The organism is Streptomyces sp. NBC_01352 (assembly GCF_036237295.1).
Lineage (GTDB): Bacteria > Actinomycetota > Actinomycetes > Streptomycetales > Streptomycetaceae > Streptomyces > Streptomyces plumbiresistens.
Genome location: NZ_CP108354.1, coordinates 5280275 through 5298081 on the forward strand (window position 1 = coordinate 5280275; position 17807 = coordinate 5298081).

Annotated in this window: 21 protein-coding genes and 1 tRNA gene; 4 read left to right on the forward strand and 18 right to left on the reverse strand. The window is 64.6% G+C overall.

The window, feature by feature from the left end:
- Position 1: 1 nt before the first annotated feature.
- Together OG252_RS24485 and dcd are read right to left on the reverse strand one after the other, a co-directional pair.
- Complete coding sequence (locus OG252_RS24485) at positions 2-499, reverse strand: phosphoribosyltransferase (RefSeq protein WP_329338690.1); 498 nt, start codon at positions 497-499, stop codon at positions 2-4.
- Positions 496-1071 carry a dCTP deaminase gene (gene dcd / locus OG252_RS24490; protein WP_266436287.1) on the reverse strand — a complete coding sequence of 192 codons (576 nt, stop codon included), beginning with the start codon at positions 1069-1071 and terminating at the stop codon, positions 496-498. The genes OG252_RS24485 and dcd overlap by 4 nt, the downstream gene beginning before the upstream one ends.
- A 514-nt stretch (positions 1072-1585) precedes the next feature.
- Between dcd and OG252_RS24495 the strand changes: the two genes are divergently transcribed.
- Positions 1586-1659, forward strand: a tRNA-Gly gene (locus OG252_RS24495).
- 49 nt (positions 1660-1708) lie between these two features.
- Here the strand turns inward: OG252_RS24495 and OG252_RS24500 are convergent.
- From OG252_RS24500 to OG252_RS24545, 10 genes are all read right to left on the reverse strand, one after another.
- Positions 1709-2902 (reverse strand): tyrosine-type recombinase/integrase, encoded by a 1194-nt coding sequence (locus OG252_RS24500; RefSeq protein ID WP_329338692.1) that lies wholly within the window; start codon positions 2900-2902, stop codon positions 1709-1711.
- Entirely contained in the window at positions 2902-3114 is a 213-nt protein-coding gene (locus OG252_RS24505; RefSeq protein ID WP_329338694.1) for an excisionase family DNA-binding protein, read from the reverse strand. The genes OG252_RS24500 and OG252_RS24505 overlap by 1 nt, the downstream gene beginning before the upstream one ends.
- Positions 3111-4415 carry a replication initiator gene (locus tag OG252_RS24510; protein WP_329338696.1) on the reverse strand — a complete coding sequence of 435 codons (1305 nt, stop codon included), beginning with the start codon at positions 4413-4415 and terminating at the stop codon, positions 3111-3113. Before OG252_RS24510 ends, OG252_RS24505 begins: the two co-directional genes overlap by 4 nt.
- A 129-nt stretch (positions 4416-4544) precedes the next feature.
- Positions 4545-4796 (reverse strand): SpdD protein, encoded by a 252-nt coding sequence (locus OG252_RS24515; RefSeq protein WP_329338698.1) that lies wholly within the window; start codon positions 4794-4796, stop codon positions 4545-4547.
- 12 nt (positions 4797-4808) lie between these two features.
- Positions 4809-5003 (reverse strand): hypothetical protein, encoded by a 195-nt coding sequence (locus OG252_RS24520; protein WP_037680541.1) that lies wholly within the window; start codon positions 5001-5003, stop codon positions 4809-4811.
- A gap of 9 nt (positions 5004-5012) precedes the next feature.
- Positions 5013-5204, reverse strand: a complete 192-nt coding sequence (locus OG252_RS24525) for a mobile element transfer protein (protein WP_329338700.1) — start codon at positions 5202-5204, stop codon at positions 5013-5015.
- Positions 5204-5395: a hypothetical protein gene (locus OG252_RS24530; protein WP_329338702.1), complete on the reverse strand. Its 192-nt coding sequence runs from the start codon at positions 5393-5395 to the stop codon at positions 5204-5206. Before OG252_RS24530 ends, OG252_RS24525 begins: the two co-directional genes overlap by 1 nt.
- 18 nt (positions 5396-5413) lie before the next feature.
- Positions 5414-6034: a DUF2637 domain-containing protein gene (locus OG252_RS24535; protein WP_329338704.1), complete on the reverse strand. Its 621-nt coding sequence runs from the start codon at positions 6032-6034 to the stop codon at positions 5414-5416.
- A 3-nt stretch (positions 6035-6037) separates the two neighbouring features.
- Entirely contained in the window at positions 6038-7423 is a 1386-nt protein-coding gene (locus OG252_RS24540; RefSeq protein WP_329338706.1) for an FtsK/SpoIIIE domain-containing protein, read from the reverse strand.
- A 5-nt stretch (positions 7424-7428) separates the two neighbouring features.
- A complete protein-coding gene (locus tag OG252_RS24545; RefSeq protein ID WP_329338708.1) occupies positions 7429-7779 on the reverse strand; it encodes an SCO3933 family regulatory protein in 351 nt (116 codons plus the stop codon).
- 169 nt (positions 7780-7948) lie between these two features.
- Between OG252_RS24545 and OG252_RS24550 the strand changes: the two genes are divergently transcribed.
- The gene (locus tag OG252_RS24550) at positions 7949-8359 is read left to right on the forward strand and encodes a hypothetical protein (RefSeq protein WP_329338710.1); all 411 of its coding nucleotides are present in this window, start codon (positions 7949-7951) and stop codon (positions 8357-8359) included.
- A gap of 47 nt (positions 8360-8406) precedes the next feature.
- Here the strand turns inward: OG252_RS24550 and OG252_RS24555 are convergent, their stop codons facing one another.
- From OG252_RS24555 to OG252_RS24565, 3 genes are all read right to left on the reverse strand, one after another.
- The gene (locus OG252_RS24555) at positions 8407-9135 is read right to left on the reverse strand and encodes a GntR family transcriptional regulator (protein WP_329338712.1); all 729 of its coding nucleotides are present in this window, start codon (positions 9133-9135) and stop codon (positions 8407-8409) included.
- Positions 9136-9224: 89 nt separating this feature from the next.
- Positions 9225-9662: an ATP-binding protein gene (locus OG252_RS24560; protein ID WP_329338714.1), complete on the reverse strand. Its 438-nt coding sequence runs from the start codon at positions 9660-9662 to the stop codon at positions 9225-9227.
- A 275-nt stretch (positions 9663-9937) separates the two neighbouring features.
- On the reverse strand, positions 9938-10678 hold the full coding sequence (locus OG252_RS24565) for a GntR family transcriptional regulator (protein WP_329338716.1): 741 nt from the start codon (positions 10676-10678) through the stop codon (positions 9938-9940).
- An 81-nt stretch (positions 10679-10759) separates the two neighbouring features.
- On the opposite strand from OG252_RS24565, the gene OG252_RS24570 reads away from it, so the two are divergent.
- On the forward strand, positions 10760-11854 hold the full coding sequence (locus OG252_RS24570; RefSeq protein ID WP_329338718.1) for a DUF1152 domain-containing protein: 1095 nt from the start codon (positions 10760-10762) through the stop codon (positions 11852-11854).
- A 333-nt stretch (positions 11855-12187) separates the two neighbouring features.
- Here OG252_RS24570 and OG252_RS24575 read toward each other — a convergent pair whose 3' ends face one another.
- Both OG252_RS24575 and OG252_RS24580 read right to left on the reverse strand, forming a co-directional pair.
- Complete coding sequence (locus tag OG252_RS24575) at positions 12188-12760, reverse strand: hypothetical protein (RefSeq protein WP_329338720.1); 573 nt, start codon at positions 12758-12760, stop codon at positions 12188-12190.
- A gap of 71 nt (positions 12761-12831) precedes the next feature.
- Entirely contained in the window at positions 12832-13962 is a 1131-nt protein-coding gene (locus OG252_RS24580; protein WP_329338722.1) for a hypothetical protein, read from the reverse strand.
- Between the two features lie 179 nt (positions 13963-14141).
- Between OG252_RS24580 and OG252_RS52365 the strand changes: the two genes are divergently transcribed.
- Complete coding sequence (locus OG252_RS52365; protein WP_443068502.1) at positions 14142-16430, forward strand: zinc-ribbon domain-containing protein; 2289 nt, start codon at positions 14142-14144, stop codon at positions 16428-16430.
- Positions 16431-16756: 326 nt separating this feature from the next.
- Here the strand turns inward: OG252_RS52365 and OG252_RS24585 are convergent, their stop codons facing one another.
- Entirely contained in the window at positions 16757-17740 is a 984-nt protein-coding gene (locus OG252_RS24585) for a DUF4238 domain-containing protein (protein WP_329338723.1), read from the reverse strand.
- Between the last annotated feature and the right edge of the window lie 67 nt (positions 17741-17807).

A 17807-nucleotide genomic window follows, 5' to 3' on the forward strand; every position in this document is an offset into this window, starting at 1 on the left:
GTCAGGCGTCGAGCACCTGTCCCGTCCGCTTCACGACGGGCGGTCGGACGCTCCACGGGAAGTTGATCCACTCATCGGTCCGCTTCCACACGTACTCGCACTTCACCAGCGACTGCGACTTCTCGTAGATGACGGCGCTGCGCACCTCGTCGACGGCGTCGAGACAGAAGTCACGCACCAGCTTGAGCGTCTTGCCGGTGTCGGCGACGTCGTCGGTGATGAGGACCTTCTTGGAGGAGAAGTCGATGGTGTTGGGGACGGGGGCGAGCATGACGGGCATGTCGAGAGTCGTCCCGACGCCGGTGTAGAACTCGACGTTCACCAAGTGGATGTTCTTGCAGTCGAGGGCATAGGCCAGCCCCCCGGCGACGAAGACACCACCCCGGGCGATGGAGAGCACGATGTCGGGCTCGAACCCGTCGTCGGCGATGCTCTGGGCGAGTTCGCGCACGGCGGTGCCGAACGCCTCGTACGTCAGATTCTCCCGTATCTCGCTCATACCTGGGTCCTGTGGAAGTTGAGGAAGGACCGGGAGGCGGTCGGCCCCCGCTGCCCCTGGTACCGGGAGCCGTACCGCTCGCTCCCGTACGGGAACTCGGCGGGCGAGCTGAGCCGGAACATGCACAGCTGCCCGATCTTCATGCCGGGCCAGAGCTTGATGGGGAGGGTGGCGAGGTTCGACAGCTCAAGGGTCACGTGCCCCGAGAACCCCGGGTCGATGAACCCGGCGGTGGAGTGGGTGACGAGCCCGAGCCGGCCGAGAGAACTCTTCCCCTCCAGCCGCGAAGCAAGATCGTCGGGGAGGGTGACGACCTCGTACGTACTGGCGAGAACGAACTCCCCGGGATGCAGGATGAACGGCTCATCGCCCTCCGGCTCGACGAGCCGCGTGAGATCCGCCTGCTCGACGGAGGGATCGATGTGGGGGTACCGGTGGTTCTCGAACACCCGGAAGTACCGATCAAGACGTACGTCAATGCTCGACGGCTGCACCATGGATTCGTCGAAGGGATCGATCCGCACCCGTCCGGCGTCGATCTCGGCCCGGAGGTCCTTGTCTGAGAGAAGCACGCCCCGAGGATACGCAAGACGCGCGGACCGACCACCATCGGACGACCCGCGCGCCTGTTCTGCTGCTCGCTATACGGATGTGGTTAGTGCTTCTCCAACGCCACCGGCACCACGCTGCGGAGCCGGGCACACCGAGGGCACCGGACGAGGCGTCCGGGACCGAGCCGCTCGGCCTGCTGCATCGGGAACGAAGCGGTGCTGAACACGTGCCCATCGGCACAACGGACGACGGTGCGCTCCATCAAGTCCACGAGTCCCTTCCCCAAGAGCCGCGTCTGGCTGCTGCTCGCCTGACGACAAAAGCCACATTACGGGATCAAAGAGACGACTCTCCAGGCGGCACTCCGACCCACCCGGCCCCTCTCCCACGTCTCCACCGTACGCCCCAACTCCCGCCCCCCGCAGCCCGGTCACACCCCCGTAACGCACCGCGGCCCCACGGCTTCAGCGCCGGGGGCCGGACATGAGGTAAAGTGACCGTGCGTTCCGATACCGGTCCCGACCGGCGTCTTACGCGGGTGTAGTTTAGTGGTAGAACATCAGCTTCCCAAGCTGAGAGTGCGAGTTCGATTCTCGTCACCCGCTCCACGAAGAAGGCCCAGGTCATCGACCCGGGCCTTTTTGCTGCGCTCTGCGATCACTCGCCGCGTGCCAGATTCGTGCCAGAACGTTGATCGTCGGGCTCGGCTGTCCCCGGTTCTGGCACGGCCGCAGCTTCCTGGCGGGCCTTGCGTACGGTCGCGTCGAGTCCGGCAGCAACTTCCTGCTGTCGCTCGTCGTCGGAGTGCTGATAGATCAGCGCCGCTTTCTCCGAGGACTGCCCGGCCCGGACCATCGTGTCCTTGAGGGTGGCACCCGAGCGCGTGGACAGCGTGTGTCCGGTGTGGCGGAGATCGTAGAACCGGAAGCCCTCGGGCATGCCGACGATCTCACGTGCCTTCCTCCATTTCCGGCCGAAGGTGCTACGGCGGAAGGGGGCGCCCTTCTCACCGACGAAGAGCAGCCCATCGGGGCCCGGCTCGGCGTACGACTCCAGGTGCCACCGGAGCTCCCGGTGGAGAAACGCGGGAAGGATCACACTCCGGGTCCCGGCCTCAGACTTGGTGTCGCCCTGGACACGTCGCCCGTTCATGCGCTCCGGCTCGGCGAGGCGAACGCGAATCCGCAGAGCGTCGAGGTCGACGTCTCGGCGACGGAGGCCGGCCAGTTCCTCGGGCCGCATCGGACCGTACGCGCCGAGGTAGACCATGAGCCGCCACCGCATGCCAATGGCTTCGGCAAGCGCGTCGACCTGGGCGACGGTGGCGATGCGCCGCTCAGCAGCCCTCTCCTTGCCAGCACCCTTGATCCGGCACGGGTTGCGTTGGATCAGTTCGTCATCAACGGCGGTCTCCATGATGGCCTTGAGCAGCCGGTACGCCTTGGCGATCATCGTCTTGCCGCCGTTGGCCCGCAGCTGCGCCGTCCGCCACTCACGAACTTGTGGCGCGGTGATCTCGTCCAAGTCGGACTCGGCGAAGCTGCCCAGCAGGTACTTGTCGAGGAGATACCGGTAGAGGTCCTGGGTAAGAGGCGCGAGTTCCCGTTCCTCGACCCACTTCTCTGCGTACACACGGAAGCCCACCGCCCCCGCTTCGGGGTCACGCCATTCACCACGCCGAATCTCCGTCTGCTTTTCAGCAAGCCAATCGTCGGCATCCGCCGTCGTCTCGAAGGTCATCGGGGCCGGTCGCATCACGCCGTCCGGGCCCGGGTAGCGCGCCTGATAGCGACCGGACGGAAGCTTCCTGATGGCCCCGAAGCGCCGCCGCCTGCCTCTGTTGTTGGCCATCAGGAGGCCCTCCCGTACCGGGTACGGGGCCGCCTCAGCGGCTGCACCATGCGGGACGTGATGAACTCCTCCACCGCGCTTTCCGGGATGCGGACGTGCCGGCCGACCTTCACGTACCGGATGCGCCGTTCCTCGATCAGCCGCCGGGGAAAGCGGGTGGTCGTGCCGAGCAGCTCGGCGACCTGGTCGACGGACAGATAGCGGTCGGTCATGCGGTGGGTTCCCCTTCCGTTCCGGGGGCGGGTTCGAGGGATGCGGATAGCCAGGCTTCGGCGCGGGAGAGGCCGGTTCCGGCGAAGACCCAGTGAGAGAGGACGAGGGTGGTTTCCGTCGGCTCTGTCTCGACGGGCGCAGCGACTTGTGCGCGACGCCATTCGGCTCGTGCGTCGCGGAGGGCGCCGAGGGTGGTGGAGTAGCGGCGGGATTTGGTGGAGAAGTGGCCGCGGAAGCCGAGCATGTGAGCCCAGGCCCGAAGGCGGAGCTCGGCGAGTTCGGGGCGAGCGCCGAGGGTCCAGGCGACGCGGATCATGCGTTGGGCGTGTTCTGAGATGCGTGCCTGGGCGAGCTCGGCGAGGAACTTGAGCGGGCGATCGAGGGTGCCGGTCGCCGTCTCAGCGCCTTTGGTGGCGTACTTGGCGATGTAGGCCGCTACGGCTCGTTCGGTCAGCTCCTGGCCGTTGTCGAAGTCGGCGGATCGGATCGTACGGACGTCGAGTTGGCGGCCGAAGGCGAAGGTGTGCGCGCGGCCGTCGATGGTCGGGCCGTCGACGCGGGCGGCGGTGGCTGCGGCCTGGATGGCGTCCATCAAGAGCTCTGCCGTTGCCCAGGCAGGTGGTGAGGTGTCGCCGCCGTCCGGGCCGTCGAGGCGAATGACCGCGTGGAAGTGCACGGCTCCGCGCTTTTGGTACTCGGCGACCTTGGCGAAGGAGATGCGTGCGTGGTCGCGGAAGGTGCGTTGGGTGAGGCCGGCGCGCTTGGCGACTTCCCGGCGGAGATAGATGGAGAAGCGCCGCCAGAGGAGCCCGGCGTGGGCGTTCCAGAGCACGGCCGCTTCGTAGTCGTACCGGTCCGGGTCCAGGGGCGTACCCAGCGCGTTGTCGTCCTCGTCGTGACGAGCACCGCAGCGGCAGGGGCGTCCGTCGGAGCGGCGGTTGTGGACCAGGCCGAAGCCGGGGGCGGTGAAGGTGGCGAAGACCCGGGGGTGTGTGGCGACCTGGTCCGATGTGCCCTTGCCGCCCCGTAATCCGGCGGTGATCAGGTGATAGGTGTCGCGGCGGTAGGTCTCGGCACAGGCCGGGCAGCGGGTTGCTCGGCGGTTGTTGCAGCGGACGAGGAGTTGGCCCGCCGGGAGGGCGGTCGAGTCGAGGTGGTGCAGGGCGCGGCCGATCTCGCCGGTTGTCGTGTCGACTGCGTATTCGGTGCGGTGGCCGTCGAGGCGGATAGGGTGCGTGCAGCCGCCCAGGCCGGAGAGTTGGCGGGCCAGCTCGGGCATGGTTCCGAGGGAGGCCAGCATGGAGAGTTCCGCCAGCGGGGGCGGAGTCTGCCGGGTGAGAATGGGACTTCCTTTCGGCTGTTCTGCGGTTGGGAGGGACGGCCCCGGGGCGGCGGGATGCTTGGCGGCGTTTGCCGCCCCGGCGGCCGGTCAGCGCCTGTTGGCGTTGTTGAGCAGGGAGCGCAGGACCACGGCGGCGATGGCCACGGAGATGGCCGTGATGGCGACGGCCGCCAGGAGCGCGGTGAGGACGACCCCGCCGACGAGGACGACGGTGACCGGCCCCGCGTAGGGACTGAGCGAGCGGCCGGCGGCGGGAGCCGGGCTGTTCTGGTGGTGCTGCTGCTGAGGGATGAGGGTCGACGGCGGAGTGGGGACGTCGGGCAGCTTGGGGCGGAACATGGCCAGCTCCTTTCAGCGGTTGTCGCCGTTGACGACGCCGACCCCGGAGCGGGTGCCGGACTCGATGGCGGGGGCGAGGAAGGTGTGGGAGAGCCAGAAGCCGAAAAGGGCGATCACGACGGCGACCCACATGCGGACGCCCAAGAACTTGATCGCGGCCCAGGCGATGACGCCCAGGACGAAGACGAGCGGGAGCGAGACGGTCACGGCATCTCCTCAGCGGACGCGGCAGCGGTGGGTGCGGGCGGCGAGTTCGGCGGCGGCACGGGTGTCGTAGTCGTGGGAGAAGCCGCAGCGAGGGGCGGTGCAAACGGCGGTGTGTTTCTCGCGTCCGCGGCTGTCGTAAGCGGTGCCGACCTGGACGGGTCCGATGCGGACGACGTTGCGGAAGCGGCGGTTGGTGGGCATCAGGGGAGCTCCTCAGGGTTTTCGCCGGTGAAGTCGGCGGCGTGGTCGGCAAGCCAGCGCAAGATCTCGTCGCCCTCGTAGCTGTCGGCGGTGAGAATCACCGGTTCGGCGATGAGCACGGCTTCGGTGAGGCGGTTCTGTCGGGTCAGCTCGGCGGCACGCTTGAGCGCGCGGAGCGTGGACGGACGCAAGGTGGAAAGTCCTCCGGGTCAGGTGAGTTGGGCGGCGATGGCTTCGGCGAGCGGAAGCGGGACACCGAGGCGAGCGCGAAGGGTTGGGGTGTCGATGTCCGTTCCGGTCCGTGTCCGGTGGTCGTCCGCGACCTTGCGGGCGAGGGCGACGAGGGCGGGCGGGACGGGAGCGACGGACGGCGGTGCGGTCGGCTGCGGATCGGCTGCGGGCAGCTCAGGGGCGGTCGGATTGACGGGCGACGCAGATGCCTGGTCCTGGTCTGATTCCGGAACCTGGTCGCGGTCCGGGGCGCCGTGGGCGAGGAGGGTTCCGCCGAGGAAGGCGACGGCGGGCCATCCGGCGACGAGGATGCGCAGCCAGGCCGGGACGTCTCCGAGGTCGAGCAGGCCGGCCGTGGCGACGTTCGCGCCCAGCGACGCGACCAGGGCGACGACGAACCAGCACCAGGCAGCGGCTTTCGCCGTACCGGAGCGCAGCCGTCGCCAGGCGGCGACAAGGAGCAGGTCAACGCTGATCGGATAGGCCCATGCCTTCCAGCCGTCCTGCCCGGCCGCGGCGGCGAGGTCGTGAAGGTGGGCGAAGGACAGTGCTGCGGCAATGGCCGCCTGGACCAAGACCGGGTCGAGCCGGATGCGCATCGGTCAGTCCTCCGCTGTCTCGGAGGCCAGGCGCGCGGTGGGTACCGGTTCGGGAGTGTCGAGGACTACGGGCGGGACGTACGGCCGGAAGGGCGTGAGCGCCGGAATGTCGGGGGCGAGGTGGGCCGTGTCGCGGCAGGTGGCCGCAGCATCGGCGAGGGACAGGTGGGGAGTGCGGATGCGGGACCAGCCGCCGGAGGTGTCACCGGCCACGGCCAGGCCGGGCAGCTCGGCGGCGATGGCACAGGAGGCGTAGACCGCCTCGGGTGCGATGTCGCCGAGTGCCATCTTGGCGGAGGCTTCGTCGTTGACGCGGTGGCAGACGCGGCCGGTGAGCTGGGCCCGCAGCATGGTCGCGCCCTTGCCCAGCTCGGCGCCGAAGCGCTGTCCGCAGACCTCCAGGTAGATGCCGGCCGCGCGGCCGAGCTGGGCGAGGCGGATGAGGTGAGTGACCATCTCGTCGCGGCGTTCCTCGTCCTTACGCGTGGCGACGAGGAAGAGTTCGGCCACCTCGTCGACGAACAGGACGATGGGGGTGGGCCGTTCGCTCTCAGGCAGGCCCCAGATGTCAGAGGTGATCTCCTCGTCGGGAGTGCCGGGGGCGATGCCCTGCCGCGCCTTGATCAGGTCGTATCGGTCCTCCATTTCCTTGACCAGGACGGGCAGCAGCCCGGCCGCCTCTTCCGGGTCGGTCGCCAGCGCAGCGAAGCGGGAGGCGAAGGGCGCCAGCTCGACGCCCCGCTTGCAGTCGATGCCGACCAGGGCGACGGACTGTCGAGCGAGACCGGCGATCAGGTTCCGCAGGTACATGGACTTGCCCGACAGCGTTGCGCCGAGGACGAGTTCATGCGGAACGGCGCGGTAGTCACGTAAGAACGCCGTGGCGTCCTCCCGCAGCGCCACCGGCACCTTGAGGAACCCGCCTTCGATCCGCCGAGGCATCCGAACCTTGCGCAGGACGTCGAAGCCGATGAGCCGCAGTTCGACGACACCGGGCTTCACGTCCTTCACGTACACGCCATGCACGCCCCACGCATGGCGGAGCCGTTCCGCCGAGGCAGCGACGTCAGCGGGTTCCTGGCCCGGCGCGAGCCGAAGACGGACGCGCAGGCCAGTCGACGTGGGCCGGATGATGCCCCGACGAGGCGGGACGGGGCGGATCTCCCGTCGGCTGGTCGCCTTGATGGCCAGCACCCGTAGCCGGGACGGTGCGACGGTCAGGCCGCACGCGTCCATGGTCGAGGAGTACGAGGCCAGCAGCCGGGCCACCGAGACCGGCAGCCCGACCGTGGACCAGTACGCCGCCGGGTGGGCGTGCCGGACGTACGCGGCGCCGCCTATCGCAGTGAGCGAGCCGCCCAGCTCGGCCAACGTGATCAGGTCCGTCACGACGATCAGCCCGCCTGAGCGACCGGGAAAGCGCCCGGCGCGATCGCGGTGGCGCGGTAGGCGATGCCGTGCCGCTGCTGGCCGTTGAACACGCTCTCCCACGGCCGGGCGATGAGGCCCGGCAGCGACACCGGAGAACCAACGGCCAGGCCCTCCGTCACACCGCTTTCGGGAACGGTGACCTGGATGAGCGACGAGTCTCCCTCGTCGATGAAGACGACGCCGACAGTCATCAGCGCCTCACCGCTCACGGCGTCCTTGGCGATCTCACCGGTCTGCCGGTCACGCACCTTCGGCGCCGGAGCTTCGGTCAGCAGGATCGTGGCGGACGAGGCGTCAATGCGGATCACACGCACAGAGATTTCTCCTTCTGGAATCGATCAACCCGTCACCTGACAGGTTGACTTAGCAAGTTCGAAGTTAGAGTTGCCAAGTTGACTTGTCAAGAGGCTTGGTGGCGGTCAACGAGCGCGACCGGTACCGCACGCGCACCATGAAGTCAGGCAGCACAGAGGAGGGCGCGACATGGGCAGACGAAACCGCGCTCAAGAGCCGCAGGCATGGGGTCCGCGGAACTCGACAGGTTCCCCACCACTGCCGGCAGCCTGGTCAGCACCAACGCAAGGCCCCCCGCCAAGCAGCCCTGATCAAGGCGGGACGATACCCCCGCCAAAAAAACGCCGTCGCGTCTTCCTGTGGTTCTTCCTTGCCATCCAGATCCTGTTCCTGATCTGGGTGATCACGGGCGCCACGAGCGGAAGCGGTACATCCGAGGAGTGCCGAGGCCTGACAGGCGACGCCCTGAAGCTGTGCGAGGACGCAGGCGACGTCGGAACCACCATCGGCGTGGGTCTCATCATCGGCCTGTGGGTAGCCGTCGACGTGATCCTTGGCTTTACTTACCTGATCTACCGACTCGCCACCCGACGCACCTGACGTAGACCGTCACAGCCGCTCAGGAAGTAGCCAATGCGTCCACCGACTCAGCTGAGCCGGTATGTGTCTTCGAGTTCCTGTCGATCCGCCGGAAGTAGCACGTCAGAGACTTGCAACGCCTGACCAGATGCATCGCACGCGACGACCAGGACGCTGAGCACGGGTACACCGACCGGCAGTTCCAGAAGCTCGGCCTCACCGCCCTCGGGCAGCCGAGCCGAGACCCGTTCCGTCACGTGGTCGAAGCGGACCTTCTTTCGCGCCTCAAGGTGATCACGGGTGCCGCCACTCAAGGGTGCGGCACTCCCCAACTCAGTGCCCTCGATCAAGCCGGCGGGGAAGTACGACGAGACCAGCTCGGCAGGTTCGCCGTCCTCCACGACGAGGAACCTGCGCACAAGAACCTTGGCACGCTTCGGCAACCCGAGCGCGGAGGCGATGCGCGCCGGAACCGGCACTTGGTCGACTGCAACCAGACGCCCCGGAGTCCGTGACTCGTCGCGCTCCAGTGCTTCGCGCCCGCGGCGGTCCTTCTGCTCGATGACGGCCGGTCGCCTGCGCACGATCGTGCCGTACCCCTGCCGGGACTCCAGCCAGCCGTCTCGTTTCAGCAGCTCTAGGGCGCGTACGACAGTCGGGCGGGACATCCCGAAGGATTGGACCAGCTGATTCTCACTGGGGACCCGCGTGCCTGGCGGGTACGTGCCATCCTCGATGCGGCGTTGGATCGTCTGCGCGAGGCGTACGTACTTCGGTGCCTCCACTTCATACGCCATGAACGCCGCCCGTCGGGATTGGCCAAGTCAACTGGTCAACCAGACTAGCGACAAATTCAGTTGCGCAGTACTGCGGCGTCACACACGTCTCAGGCCGGCCAGGCATCGGCCATCACGAAGGAAACAACGGTTCCGCCGCGCCGACTGGGGCCGGAGTGCCAGGACTCGGCGATGGAGTCGACGAGGAGCAGCCCGCGCCCGTGCGCGTCGGCGGCATCGGGGTGCCGCAGCCTCACGTTCGCCGGAAATCCCGGGTTGTGCACTTCAACCCGGAGCGAGGTCCCCTCTCGGAACCACTCCACCCGGACGAGCCACGGGTCGTCCGACCGGCCGTAGGCGATGGCGTTGGTCACCAACTCCGAGATCATCAACAGGCAGTCGTCGACCGAGCAGGCCGGGTTGTAGGGGGCGATGAACTTCCGGAACCAGCGCCGGGCCCGAGGCACAGACTCCGCGACGGGATGCAAGGTCATCGCACCGAGTCGAGGCGCTTCCTCGGAGGGGTAGCGGTCGAGCGTGTAGGCCATCCGTGCTCACTCCTTGCCGCTGCCGTCACAATCGAGGCAGCGCCGTTTCGATGCGGCACGGGCACGGTCATTGACGGTCGATACCGCCAGGGCCGTGCGCGAGCTGACTCGTTTCCAGCCCCGCCCTCGGCATCCCCGGCAAGTTAAGTGCGCGCCCTGTTCCGGCGGCTGACCCGTCACTCCGTGCCCCCTTTCAATAAGTGGCCTTAGCCACTTACTGGATAGTGGCATTAGCCACTCGTGCGACGCAAGCGGTTCGCCGAAATGACGAACCGTCAGGTGAGTGGGTAGCCCTGCTCGAACGCCCAGCGGTGCGGCGGGTAGGTGGCTTCGGCGAACTCCAACGGCCGGTCCTGGAGGTCGAACACGACATGGTGCACGATCAAGACCGCAGAACCGGCGTCGAGTTGGAGGTCTGCTGCCTCCTCGTCGGTTGCCTGCCGCGCACACATGCGGTCTTCGGCGTAACTCCCCTGCCGTCCCGTCATGTTCTCCACGTACATCAAAGTGCCCTCTTGGATCCGTTCGGGCTCCAGTAGGTTGGGCGCGCGTTGTCCGACGTCCGGAGCGAACCACGAAGTGGACAGAGTGATGGGCCCGTCCTGGTTGTTGGTCACGCGTCGCCGGTGCACGGCTCGGCGGTCCTTCACCAGACCCAGCCCCTCGGCGACATGGTCAGGCGCCTCCATCCAGCCGGCCGAGGTGATGACCGCGTACTCACCAGGGGTGTAGATCTTTCCGGTCTGTCGCGCCCGCCCGTACAACTCTCGTGCTCGGCGGTTGACTTCAAGGCTGCGCACGTAGGTGCCCGAACCCTGCCGCTTCTCAACGAGTCCTTGATGGCTCAGAGCTTCCAGCGACCGCGCGGCCGTCGGCCTGGACACCTTCCAGTTAGCCGCCAGTTGTCGCTCCGAAGGGACCTCGTCCCCCGGCCTCAGGTCGCCCCGAAGGATCTGATCGCGGATGTAGTGAGCGATCTGGAGATACTTCGGCTGCGCCTCTTCGATCTGAGGCATGTCCCCTCCTCGTCCAAGTGGCTATGGCCTCTAGCCACTATAGGGTGAGTGGCCAGACGCCGAACCCGTAATGTTGACCACATGACGCGGTTGATCGTCGCAGCAGGAGGAGGGGGCGACGCAGTCGCCGCCGCAATGCTTGACGCCGCCCTTTACGGCGACGAGGACCAGGCGGTGATCCTCACGTACGCGTGGGACCGCCTCTTGGTCGACCCCGTCCCAGGTCCCCGAGGCCCATCCGACTTCACGGGCCTCGAACCCGTCACTCCCTCCGTCTGGTCGGTGCTGGCCGAAGCCCGCCCGATCGCCCCGGCAGGATCCACCCTCCCGCGACTCGCGGCGGAGCTCCCACACACCTTCGCTCTGATCGACCCGCACCACGGAGCCGAGGGCATCACACGCCAACTCGAAGAGCTGGTGGACCACTTGGCGCCGACCTCGATCGACCTCCTAGACGTGGGCGGTGACATCCTCGCGCGAGGCAACGAACCGACGCTGAAGAGCCCGCTCGCCGACGCCCTCACGCTGGCCGCGTGCTGCCGGGTGAACGCTCCGGTCAGGCTCTTGGTTGCCGGTCCCGGCCTGGACGGCGAACTCCCGATCGACGAGGTGCGCAGCCTGCTCGGGCCCCTCGTCCGCACATTGACCGCGAAGGACGCAGAGCCGGTCAGCTCGGTCCTGGAATGGCACCCGTCCGAGGCCACCGGGATGCTCGCTGCAACAGCGCGCGGAGTACGAGGTATCTGCGAAGTACGAGACGCCGGACTCCCCATTCCGCTCTCAGACGACGGCCCGACGGTCCATGAAGTCGACCTTGACGACGCCCTGAACCGCAACGAGCTGGCTCGCGCCATCCTGTCGACCGCCACCTTGGACGAGGTGGAGGCCCACAGTCGCGAAGTCTGCGGCTACTCGGAAATCGACTACGAACGCAACAAGGCTGCCTGGCTCAAGGACCAGCCAGCAGTGCAACTCGACCGCGACAACGTGCTCTCGCAGCTCGACCGGTTCGAGGACGAGGCCCGAAGCCGCGGAGTAACCCACACGACGTTCCGCCACCTCACAGAGGTCCTGAACCTCAACGGCTCGCAACGCGATGACCTGCGTCAACTGCTCATCAGTAGCCGTCCAGAGCGCTACGTCGCACCGCTGTGGCACATCCCAGCCGATGCCTGAGTAACAACCTTCTCTACGGTTTCAAGGCGGCTCGCTCCGCTCCCCGCGCGCGGCCCGGCCCCCGGCCGGGCCTGCGCTCCTGTCTCCGCCCCGCTCCAGCCCGGCCGGCGCCCGTGCCGCGCACAGCATTCAACCGCCTGCCTTAAAGAAAGGGGTACGTCGTGGCGAGGCGGTCGGCTCTGCAGCTCTAGGCAGTCGCTGCAAGCCAAGCTCCTAAGATGCTGGCCCCAACCTCGCGCTTTACTGGGCAGCACCACAAGCCTGACGCGCCAAAACTTGTGGGCCAAGACTACTCGCCTCGAAGCAACTCCCGCCCGAAGCCGCTCCGCCGACCTAGTCTGCACGTATTCCGTCGAGTAGCGAGCGGCCCTCGACGTGCGCAACATACCTCTCACCATTGCTGTCTGCACGAATGTCGATTCGATAGATGTCCTCGGTTCCCACACGAACGAACAGATCAATCAAGCTATCGAGTGGAATTTTATACAGAGTCTTCCGACGTTTGTGATCGGAACAGACATACACGCCGTCCAGCATTCCAGAATCTTCAGTCACGGAAAAATGCCAGACATAGCTATGAATTATCTGATTGCACAGGTGAGAGAATGAAAGGGTATCCGCCGCACCACGTTCGAGATCATACAGCTCATAGAACTCGTGACGGTTATAAACGTCCGGCACCTCTCCAACTAGCGAGAAGCGCTCGACCGGGAAGTTACGCGCAGCAAGGCTATCGGAGACTTTACGGGACTCGTTCAGTCGCCGGACAATGAAGGCACCAAGTGCTATGTCTCGCTCGACCAGGTAAGTGGTTCGCTCAGTCCACCGCTTTTGAACTTTTCGCTTCTCAAGTCGCTCTGCGATTCGAAGAAGGTCCTCACGCCATGGCATCGAGTCGCCGATCATCAATTTCCCTCCAGTTCATCGTGCACCCGAAATGGTCATCAGTCGCGATCACCCTCTACTTGACCTCCCAATTAAGCTGAAAAATCTCGGAAAGCGTGGCGAATGCTATCGAGAATCGCGGTGACCCCAGACCAATCTTCCTCCGGTTGAGTGCTCCCCCGAGCTATGGCGCCATCCAGCTTCCTTCTGAAAGATTTCTGAAGACGGCTTTTATCAAGAAGTTCACCCTGGTAGGCGTTCTGCCGCTTTACGTACCCCGTCCACTGCACCGGTGTCAGTTCACCCGCGGGATCTTTCAAGACATCCTCACCGAAGTACAGCTCCAAGGCGCCCGCTTTACCGTTGACGTCAGCGACTCCGCGCCCGGTAGGGCCGATCGTCGGGTATTTTTTGCCCAAATCGATGTCAGGGTATCGAAGCACCCTGAAAGTATTAGGAAGTGTGGCGTTCATAGCGACCAGTACATCCGAGGCGGCCGTATCATTATCAAATATAGCGATCACTCTGTTTGCGACCCCTGAGGCCGCGAATGACTTCACGGATCGCGCAAGGGCGCTAGCCCCTCCTTCTGCTCCAACCCCAAAATCCATGAACTTCAGAAAATCGACAAGGTGCGGATATATCAATGAGAGCGCCGAACTCAAAAAGCTAGCATCGGTCGATCCCTCTGTCAGTACAATCACGGGGAAGGTTGCGACGTTTGCCCCCCGCTTCTTCTCCAGTTCGAGTTCGCAGAGCCGAGGATCGGGTGACACGAAGCCGCGACCCACCACGTCTGCAAGATTCCAGACCACGGGCACGTCTGCTTCATGCATTTCGATTACGGCCCGAATTATGTAGCGAATATCGACCGACGAATCAATCCAGTCGGCATCTGCACCAAAATCGCACCCTCCGAGTCGCCGCACAGACTCTTTGCCGTCTTCCAGCCAAGAGTGGAAATCGAACCCGTCTGGACGGTATTCTTCTGGAGTCTCCATGTATCCGTGCCTGAAAGCAGCGGCCGTCGCATTGATATCGATACCAAGGAGCTCCAACCGATCCCCCATCTGGCGGGATGAAATGGTGAAGTAATCCAGTTCGCCGTTTTCGTCACAGCGGGCGTCGCACTCACGAAAAATCGATGCCGCTTCAGGGTTATAGCCCTCACGGAAAGATTGAAACCAAGTTTCCCCCACGACAAAAAATGACTGTGCAGCCAATTTTCCCCCCGTTCTATCTTGCTTTTCTCTCAGTACTCGCGACACAGCCCCGACGCAGCCGGGTCACAGGGAAGCTGCTTACATCTCCCTCGACCTCTGAACCATGCCTGTGCAGTAGGCGGTAGCTCTGTAGTATCAGCCTCGTCCTGTGCCGGGGGGAAGACGTGGCCACACGCCGCATGTTGCGCGATACACATCCTGCTGTCTTCGCAGAGATCAGCGCCGTGGAGCCGGCAGCGGTTGATCGAGATTCCCTCACTACCGGCAGCGGCCGGACAGTGCTCTGGGCCTGCAGCACATGCGGCCATCAATGGCGAGGCCGAGTAGTCGATCGGACTAAGGCGGGCGGTCGCGGCTGCTCACAGTGTCGGCGGGCGGCATCGCAAGTGACTTGGCGGACGCCGCCTCCTGGCGCATCACTACAAGACCGCTTCCCAGAGATCGCGGCAGAGCTCGCTGTAATTGACGGCCACCCAGGACACACCGCCTCTGACATCCACGCCAGCTCGAACAAAATGTGCCGATGGCGTTGCGGACAATGCGGCAACCAGTGGAGCACGACACCAAACGCCCGAACCCGCACAGGCAGCGGCTGCACACAATGCCGGCGGGCGGCTTGGCAGGCGCCGCCTCCTGGCGCATCACTACAAGACCGCTTCCCAGAGATCGCGGCAGAGCTCGCTGTAATTGACGGCCACCCAGGACACACCGCCTCTGACATCCACGCCAGCTCGAACAAAATGTGCCGATGGCGTTGCGGACAATGCGGCAACCAGTGGAGCACGACACCAAACGCCCGAACCCGCACAGGCGCAGGTCGTGGGTGCCCGAAGTGCGCGCGTCTGCGGACAATCAATGCGCGCAGGATAGCGCGTCCAGGCGCTTCACTGGCAGATCTACACCCTGAACTGGCGCTAGAATTCGTCGCCAATCTAGAGAACGAACTTACTGCTTCGCAGCTTAAGCCCCATAGCAACTACAAATGTCGCTGGCGCTGCCGCTCCTGTAACAACGAATGGGTAGCGGTTCCTCAGAATCGTGTGTCCGGAAAAACGGGATGCCCCGCCTGTTTTGAAGCAAAACGCGGAAGTTGGAGACGTAGCCCGAAGGGCACTTCCCTGACCGCACACGATGCACTCGGCGAGGTCGCGTCGGAGTTCGTCAGTAATGAGACAACTCCCGATCACGATCTAACCATGCTGAGACCAGGCTCTGCCGATAAGTGCACATGGCTATGCTCGGATTGCAGGCACACTTGGATAGCCTCTGTCGCCTCCCGGGTAACCTCTCATAGGAACCGAAGCAGATCCGGGTGCCGTAAATGTTATGACCGTCGAATTTCCGCAAGGCGCAGAATACCGAAAGAAGGAGAGTCACTAAAGGAACGCTTCCCGCAGATCAGTCACTCATTCGTCAAGAATCTAACGACCCCGGGAGCGGGACCCGACCGGCTGCGCATCCGCAGCAATGACCGATGTCTCTGGAGATGCAATTACGGGCATGAATGGGAAGCTATTGTCCTGTCCCGCACCTACGGCTCTGGGTGCCCGAAGTGCACCTCAGCCGGCAGGTCCCGTTTCGAGCTTGAGGTGCAGTCTCTACTCATAGCGGCAACAGGAACCGGCGTAGTATGCGACTACGCCGTAGAGCATGTACGCGGCCTGTCAGGCCGCCGCCCCCGAGTGGATTTATTTATCCCTGCGATTCAGCTCCACGTGGACCTAGACCCGTTCCACACGCACAGCGCGAGTAAACACAGAGAAAAGGATGCCAGGAAGAGCGCGCTTCTCTGCGGTTTGGACTACGTACGGGTCCGCGCCCGAGGCCTCCCTGCTATTCCAGGGGATCACGTAGAAGTCAGCGATAGCACCAAGGATGGCCTTAATCCGTGGACTTGGGCGTCTTCCCTTCGCCCCGTATTGGTTTCCCGAGGATTGCCATTTGAACCTCTTACTAAGGAACAACGAGGGATAGCCCTCGGACAGGCCGCAGAAGCCTGGGCAGTAGTTAAGGGGCGGGTTAGATTTGAATCCGTCGCTGAACGAAACCCCGAGCTCCTAATCGAATTCAGGGAAAATCTCACCCGCCCAGAGTACGACCTGAGCCTGTGCTCACCTTCATCGTTCGATGTAGCAAAATGGCAGTGCAGTAAATGCGGAAACATTTGGGCAACGATGATCCGCAACAGGGCTGTCAGCGGTTCTGGTTGTCACGCGTGCCATCGGCAAGGCGTAAACCAAAACAATGTCGCACGCTCAATGGCGCCGCCTGGCAAGTCACTTGCAGATCTTTTCCCGAAAATTGCCGCTAGGTTCATCCGTTGCTTGAACGATCCTAGTCGCTCCCCGAACAACCTCCGAATCAAGAGCAATTTGAAGTGCGAGTGGTTCTGCCATACAGGAGGGCACACATTTATCGCACCGGTCCATTCGGTATCGAACGGCGCAAAGCGCAGGTGCTGCAAATAGACACTCGCATGGCTATGCCCTGTCTCCCTTCTCCCTCCCGGTAGACGACACAAGCCAGTAGCGTGGCTGAGGCTGGTGGGGGTGCATCGAGGCACACGCGCGCCTGACCGGTCGGCGTACCCGCCGCCGTGGCTGACTGTCGTCGGCTGAGGTTCGTGCCACAACCGTGCCAGATGCAGGGGTCAGCCACGGTCAACGAGGGCACTCCGCGGGCAGGACGCCGGTCACCTCACCGGGCATCGAAAAGCCAGGCCAACGGCCGGATCACCCAGCCCCTCTCCTAAAGCGGTGGTCGGCTTCTGGCTACGTTTCCTAGCACCACGTCGTCAGCATGATGCCGGCCCCCGCGTCGTTGCCCTCACACTTGCAGCGCGCTGCCGGGCATAGTCGTCGAGGCCGCTGCCTGGGTGCATGTAGACCTTCGAACGCGCCTGTTGAACCTGGAGGTCGTTGAGCTGGGCGGCGAGGGACTCGAAGACTATGGCGTCCGTGTCGGGTCGGGCGAGGGCTACGGCGTGGTGCCGTCCGAGGGGCATCACGACGGTGGCGGCCTCAGCCACGGCGACGTTGGGGCGCACGCTGTCAGGCTCGAAGCGCAATGTGAAGCAGGGCACGTCACCGATGAGGAACTCATGCCCGGGTGGGGGCGTGAGAATCCGTACGTCGGAGTCGGCGATCAGGTCTCGGACCTGGCGGTATACCTGCTCCATACGCACCCGCAGCATGCCGTGGCTCTCAAAGAGGTCGACGGCATGCTGCAACAGTTCCCTGGCGTAGTGCTCTAGGCCCTCGCGGCCCACCACATGCAGCCCCTTCTCGCGCAGTACCGCCGCGTGCAACTGCCCTTGCATGTCGTTCACCAACAAGTTGAAGATCAGTGCGTAGGGCTTTGTGAAGGTACGAAAGTGCACGTCGCGGTAGGTATGGGAGCGCACCAAATGAAGGGAAAGAGTGTCCAGCAGGATCTGGGTTGATACGTAGTCCGGAGAGTCGATGCCATTGGCCAGGGCGTTAAAGACTTCCGGTAGCTTCTCCTCTGTGCCGCCCCATACGTGCTCCAGAGACTGAGAAGCGAAGGCCACGAAGTCCTCCTCGAATCCGCAGCCCCCCGGGCCCTTACGCGCTGGTGCGCGCTCCGGGTGGTCAAGGTCGATCGACAGCAGGTAGAGGCCATGGCGGGGATGGCGCTCAGCGAACTGCTTAAGCAACACCCGAGAGACCACATGCTGTTTACGCACGGGCGGCTCACGCAGTGCGGCAAGGCGCTCCACCTCGGCGAGGAGATTATTCGCGGTCTTCGGTTCGGACATCACTGGGCAATCCTTACATCCGTCGCCCGCAGGAGGCATCGCCACGGCCGTGTGCTCTGCACTGGCA

Bases quoted from the DNA above. Each gene is read 5' to 3' on its own strand.
- OG252_RS24575 (WP_329338720.1), bottom strand. From the start codon at position 12,760: ATGATCGGCGACTCGATGCCATGGCGTGAGGACCTTCTTCGAATCGCA.
- OG252_RS24505 (WP_329338694.1), bottom strand. From the start codon at position 3,114: ATGACCGACCGCTATCTGTCCGTCGACCAGGTCGCCGAGCTGCTCGGC.
- OG252_RS24485 (WP_329338690.1), bottom strand. From the start codon at position 499: ATGAGCGAGATACGGGAGAATCTGACGTACGAGGCGTTCGGCACCGCC.
- OG252_RS24525 (WP_329338700.1), bottom strand. From the start codon at position 5,204: ATGCCCACCAACCGCCGCTTCCGCAACGTCGTCCGCATCGGACCCGTC.
- OG252_RS24570 (WP_329338718.1), top strand. From the start codon at position 10,760: ATGACGCGGTTGATCGTCGCAGCAGGAGGAGGGGGCGACGCAGTCGCC.
- OG252_RS24585 (WP_329338723.1), bottom strand. From the start codon at position 17,740: ATGTCCGAACCGAAGACCGCGAATAATCTCCTCGCCGAGGTGGAGCGC.
- OG252_RS24515 (WP_329338698.1), bottom strand. From the start codon at position 4,796: ATGTTCCGCCCCAAGCTGCCCGACGTCCCCACTCCGCCGTCGACCCTC.
- OG252_RS24500 (WP_329338692.1), bottom strand. From the start codon at position 2,902: ATGGCCAACAACAGAGGCAGGCGGCGGCGCTTCGGGGCCATCAGGAAG.
- OG252_RS24535 (WP_329338704.1), bottom strand. From the start codon at position 6,034: ATGCGCATCCGGCTCGACCCGGTCTTGGTCCAGGCGGCCATTGCCGCA.
- OG252_RS24560 (WP_329338714.1), bottom strand. From the start codon at position 9,662: ATGGCCTACACGCTCGACCGCTACCCCTCCGAGGAAGCGCCTCGACTC.
- OG252_RS24510 (WP_329338696.1), bottom strand. From the start codon at position 4,415: ATGCTGGCCTCCCTCGGAACCATGCCCGAGCTGGCCCGCCAACTCTCC.
- OG252_RS24565 (WP_329338716.1), bottom strand. From the start codon at position 10,678: ATGCCTCAGATCGAAGAGGCGCAGCCGAAGTATCTCCAGATCGCTCAC.
- OG252_RS24550 (WP_329338710.1), top strand. From the start codon at position 7,949: ATGGGCAGACGAAACCGCGCTCAAGAGCCGCAGGCATGGGGTCCGCGG.
- OG252_RS24555 (WP_329338712.1), bottom strand. From the start codon at position 9,135: ATGGCGTATGAAGTGGAGGCACCGAAGTACGTACGCCTCGCGCAGACG.
- OG252_RS52365 (WP_443068502.1), top strand. From the start codon at position 14,142: ATGTTGCGCGATACACATCCTGCTGTCTTCGCAGAGATCAGCGCCGTG.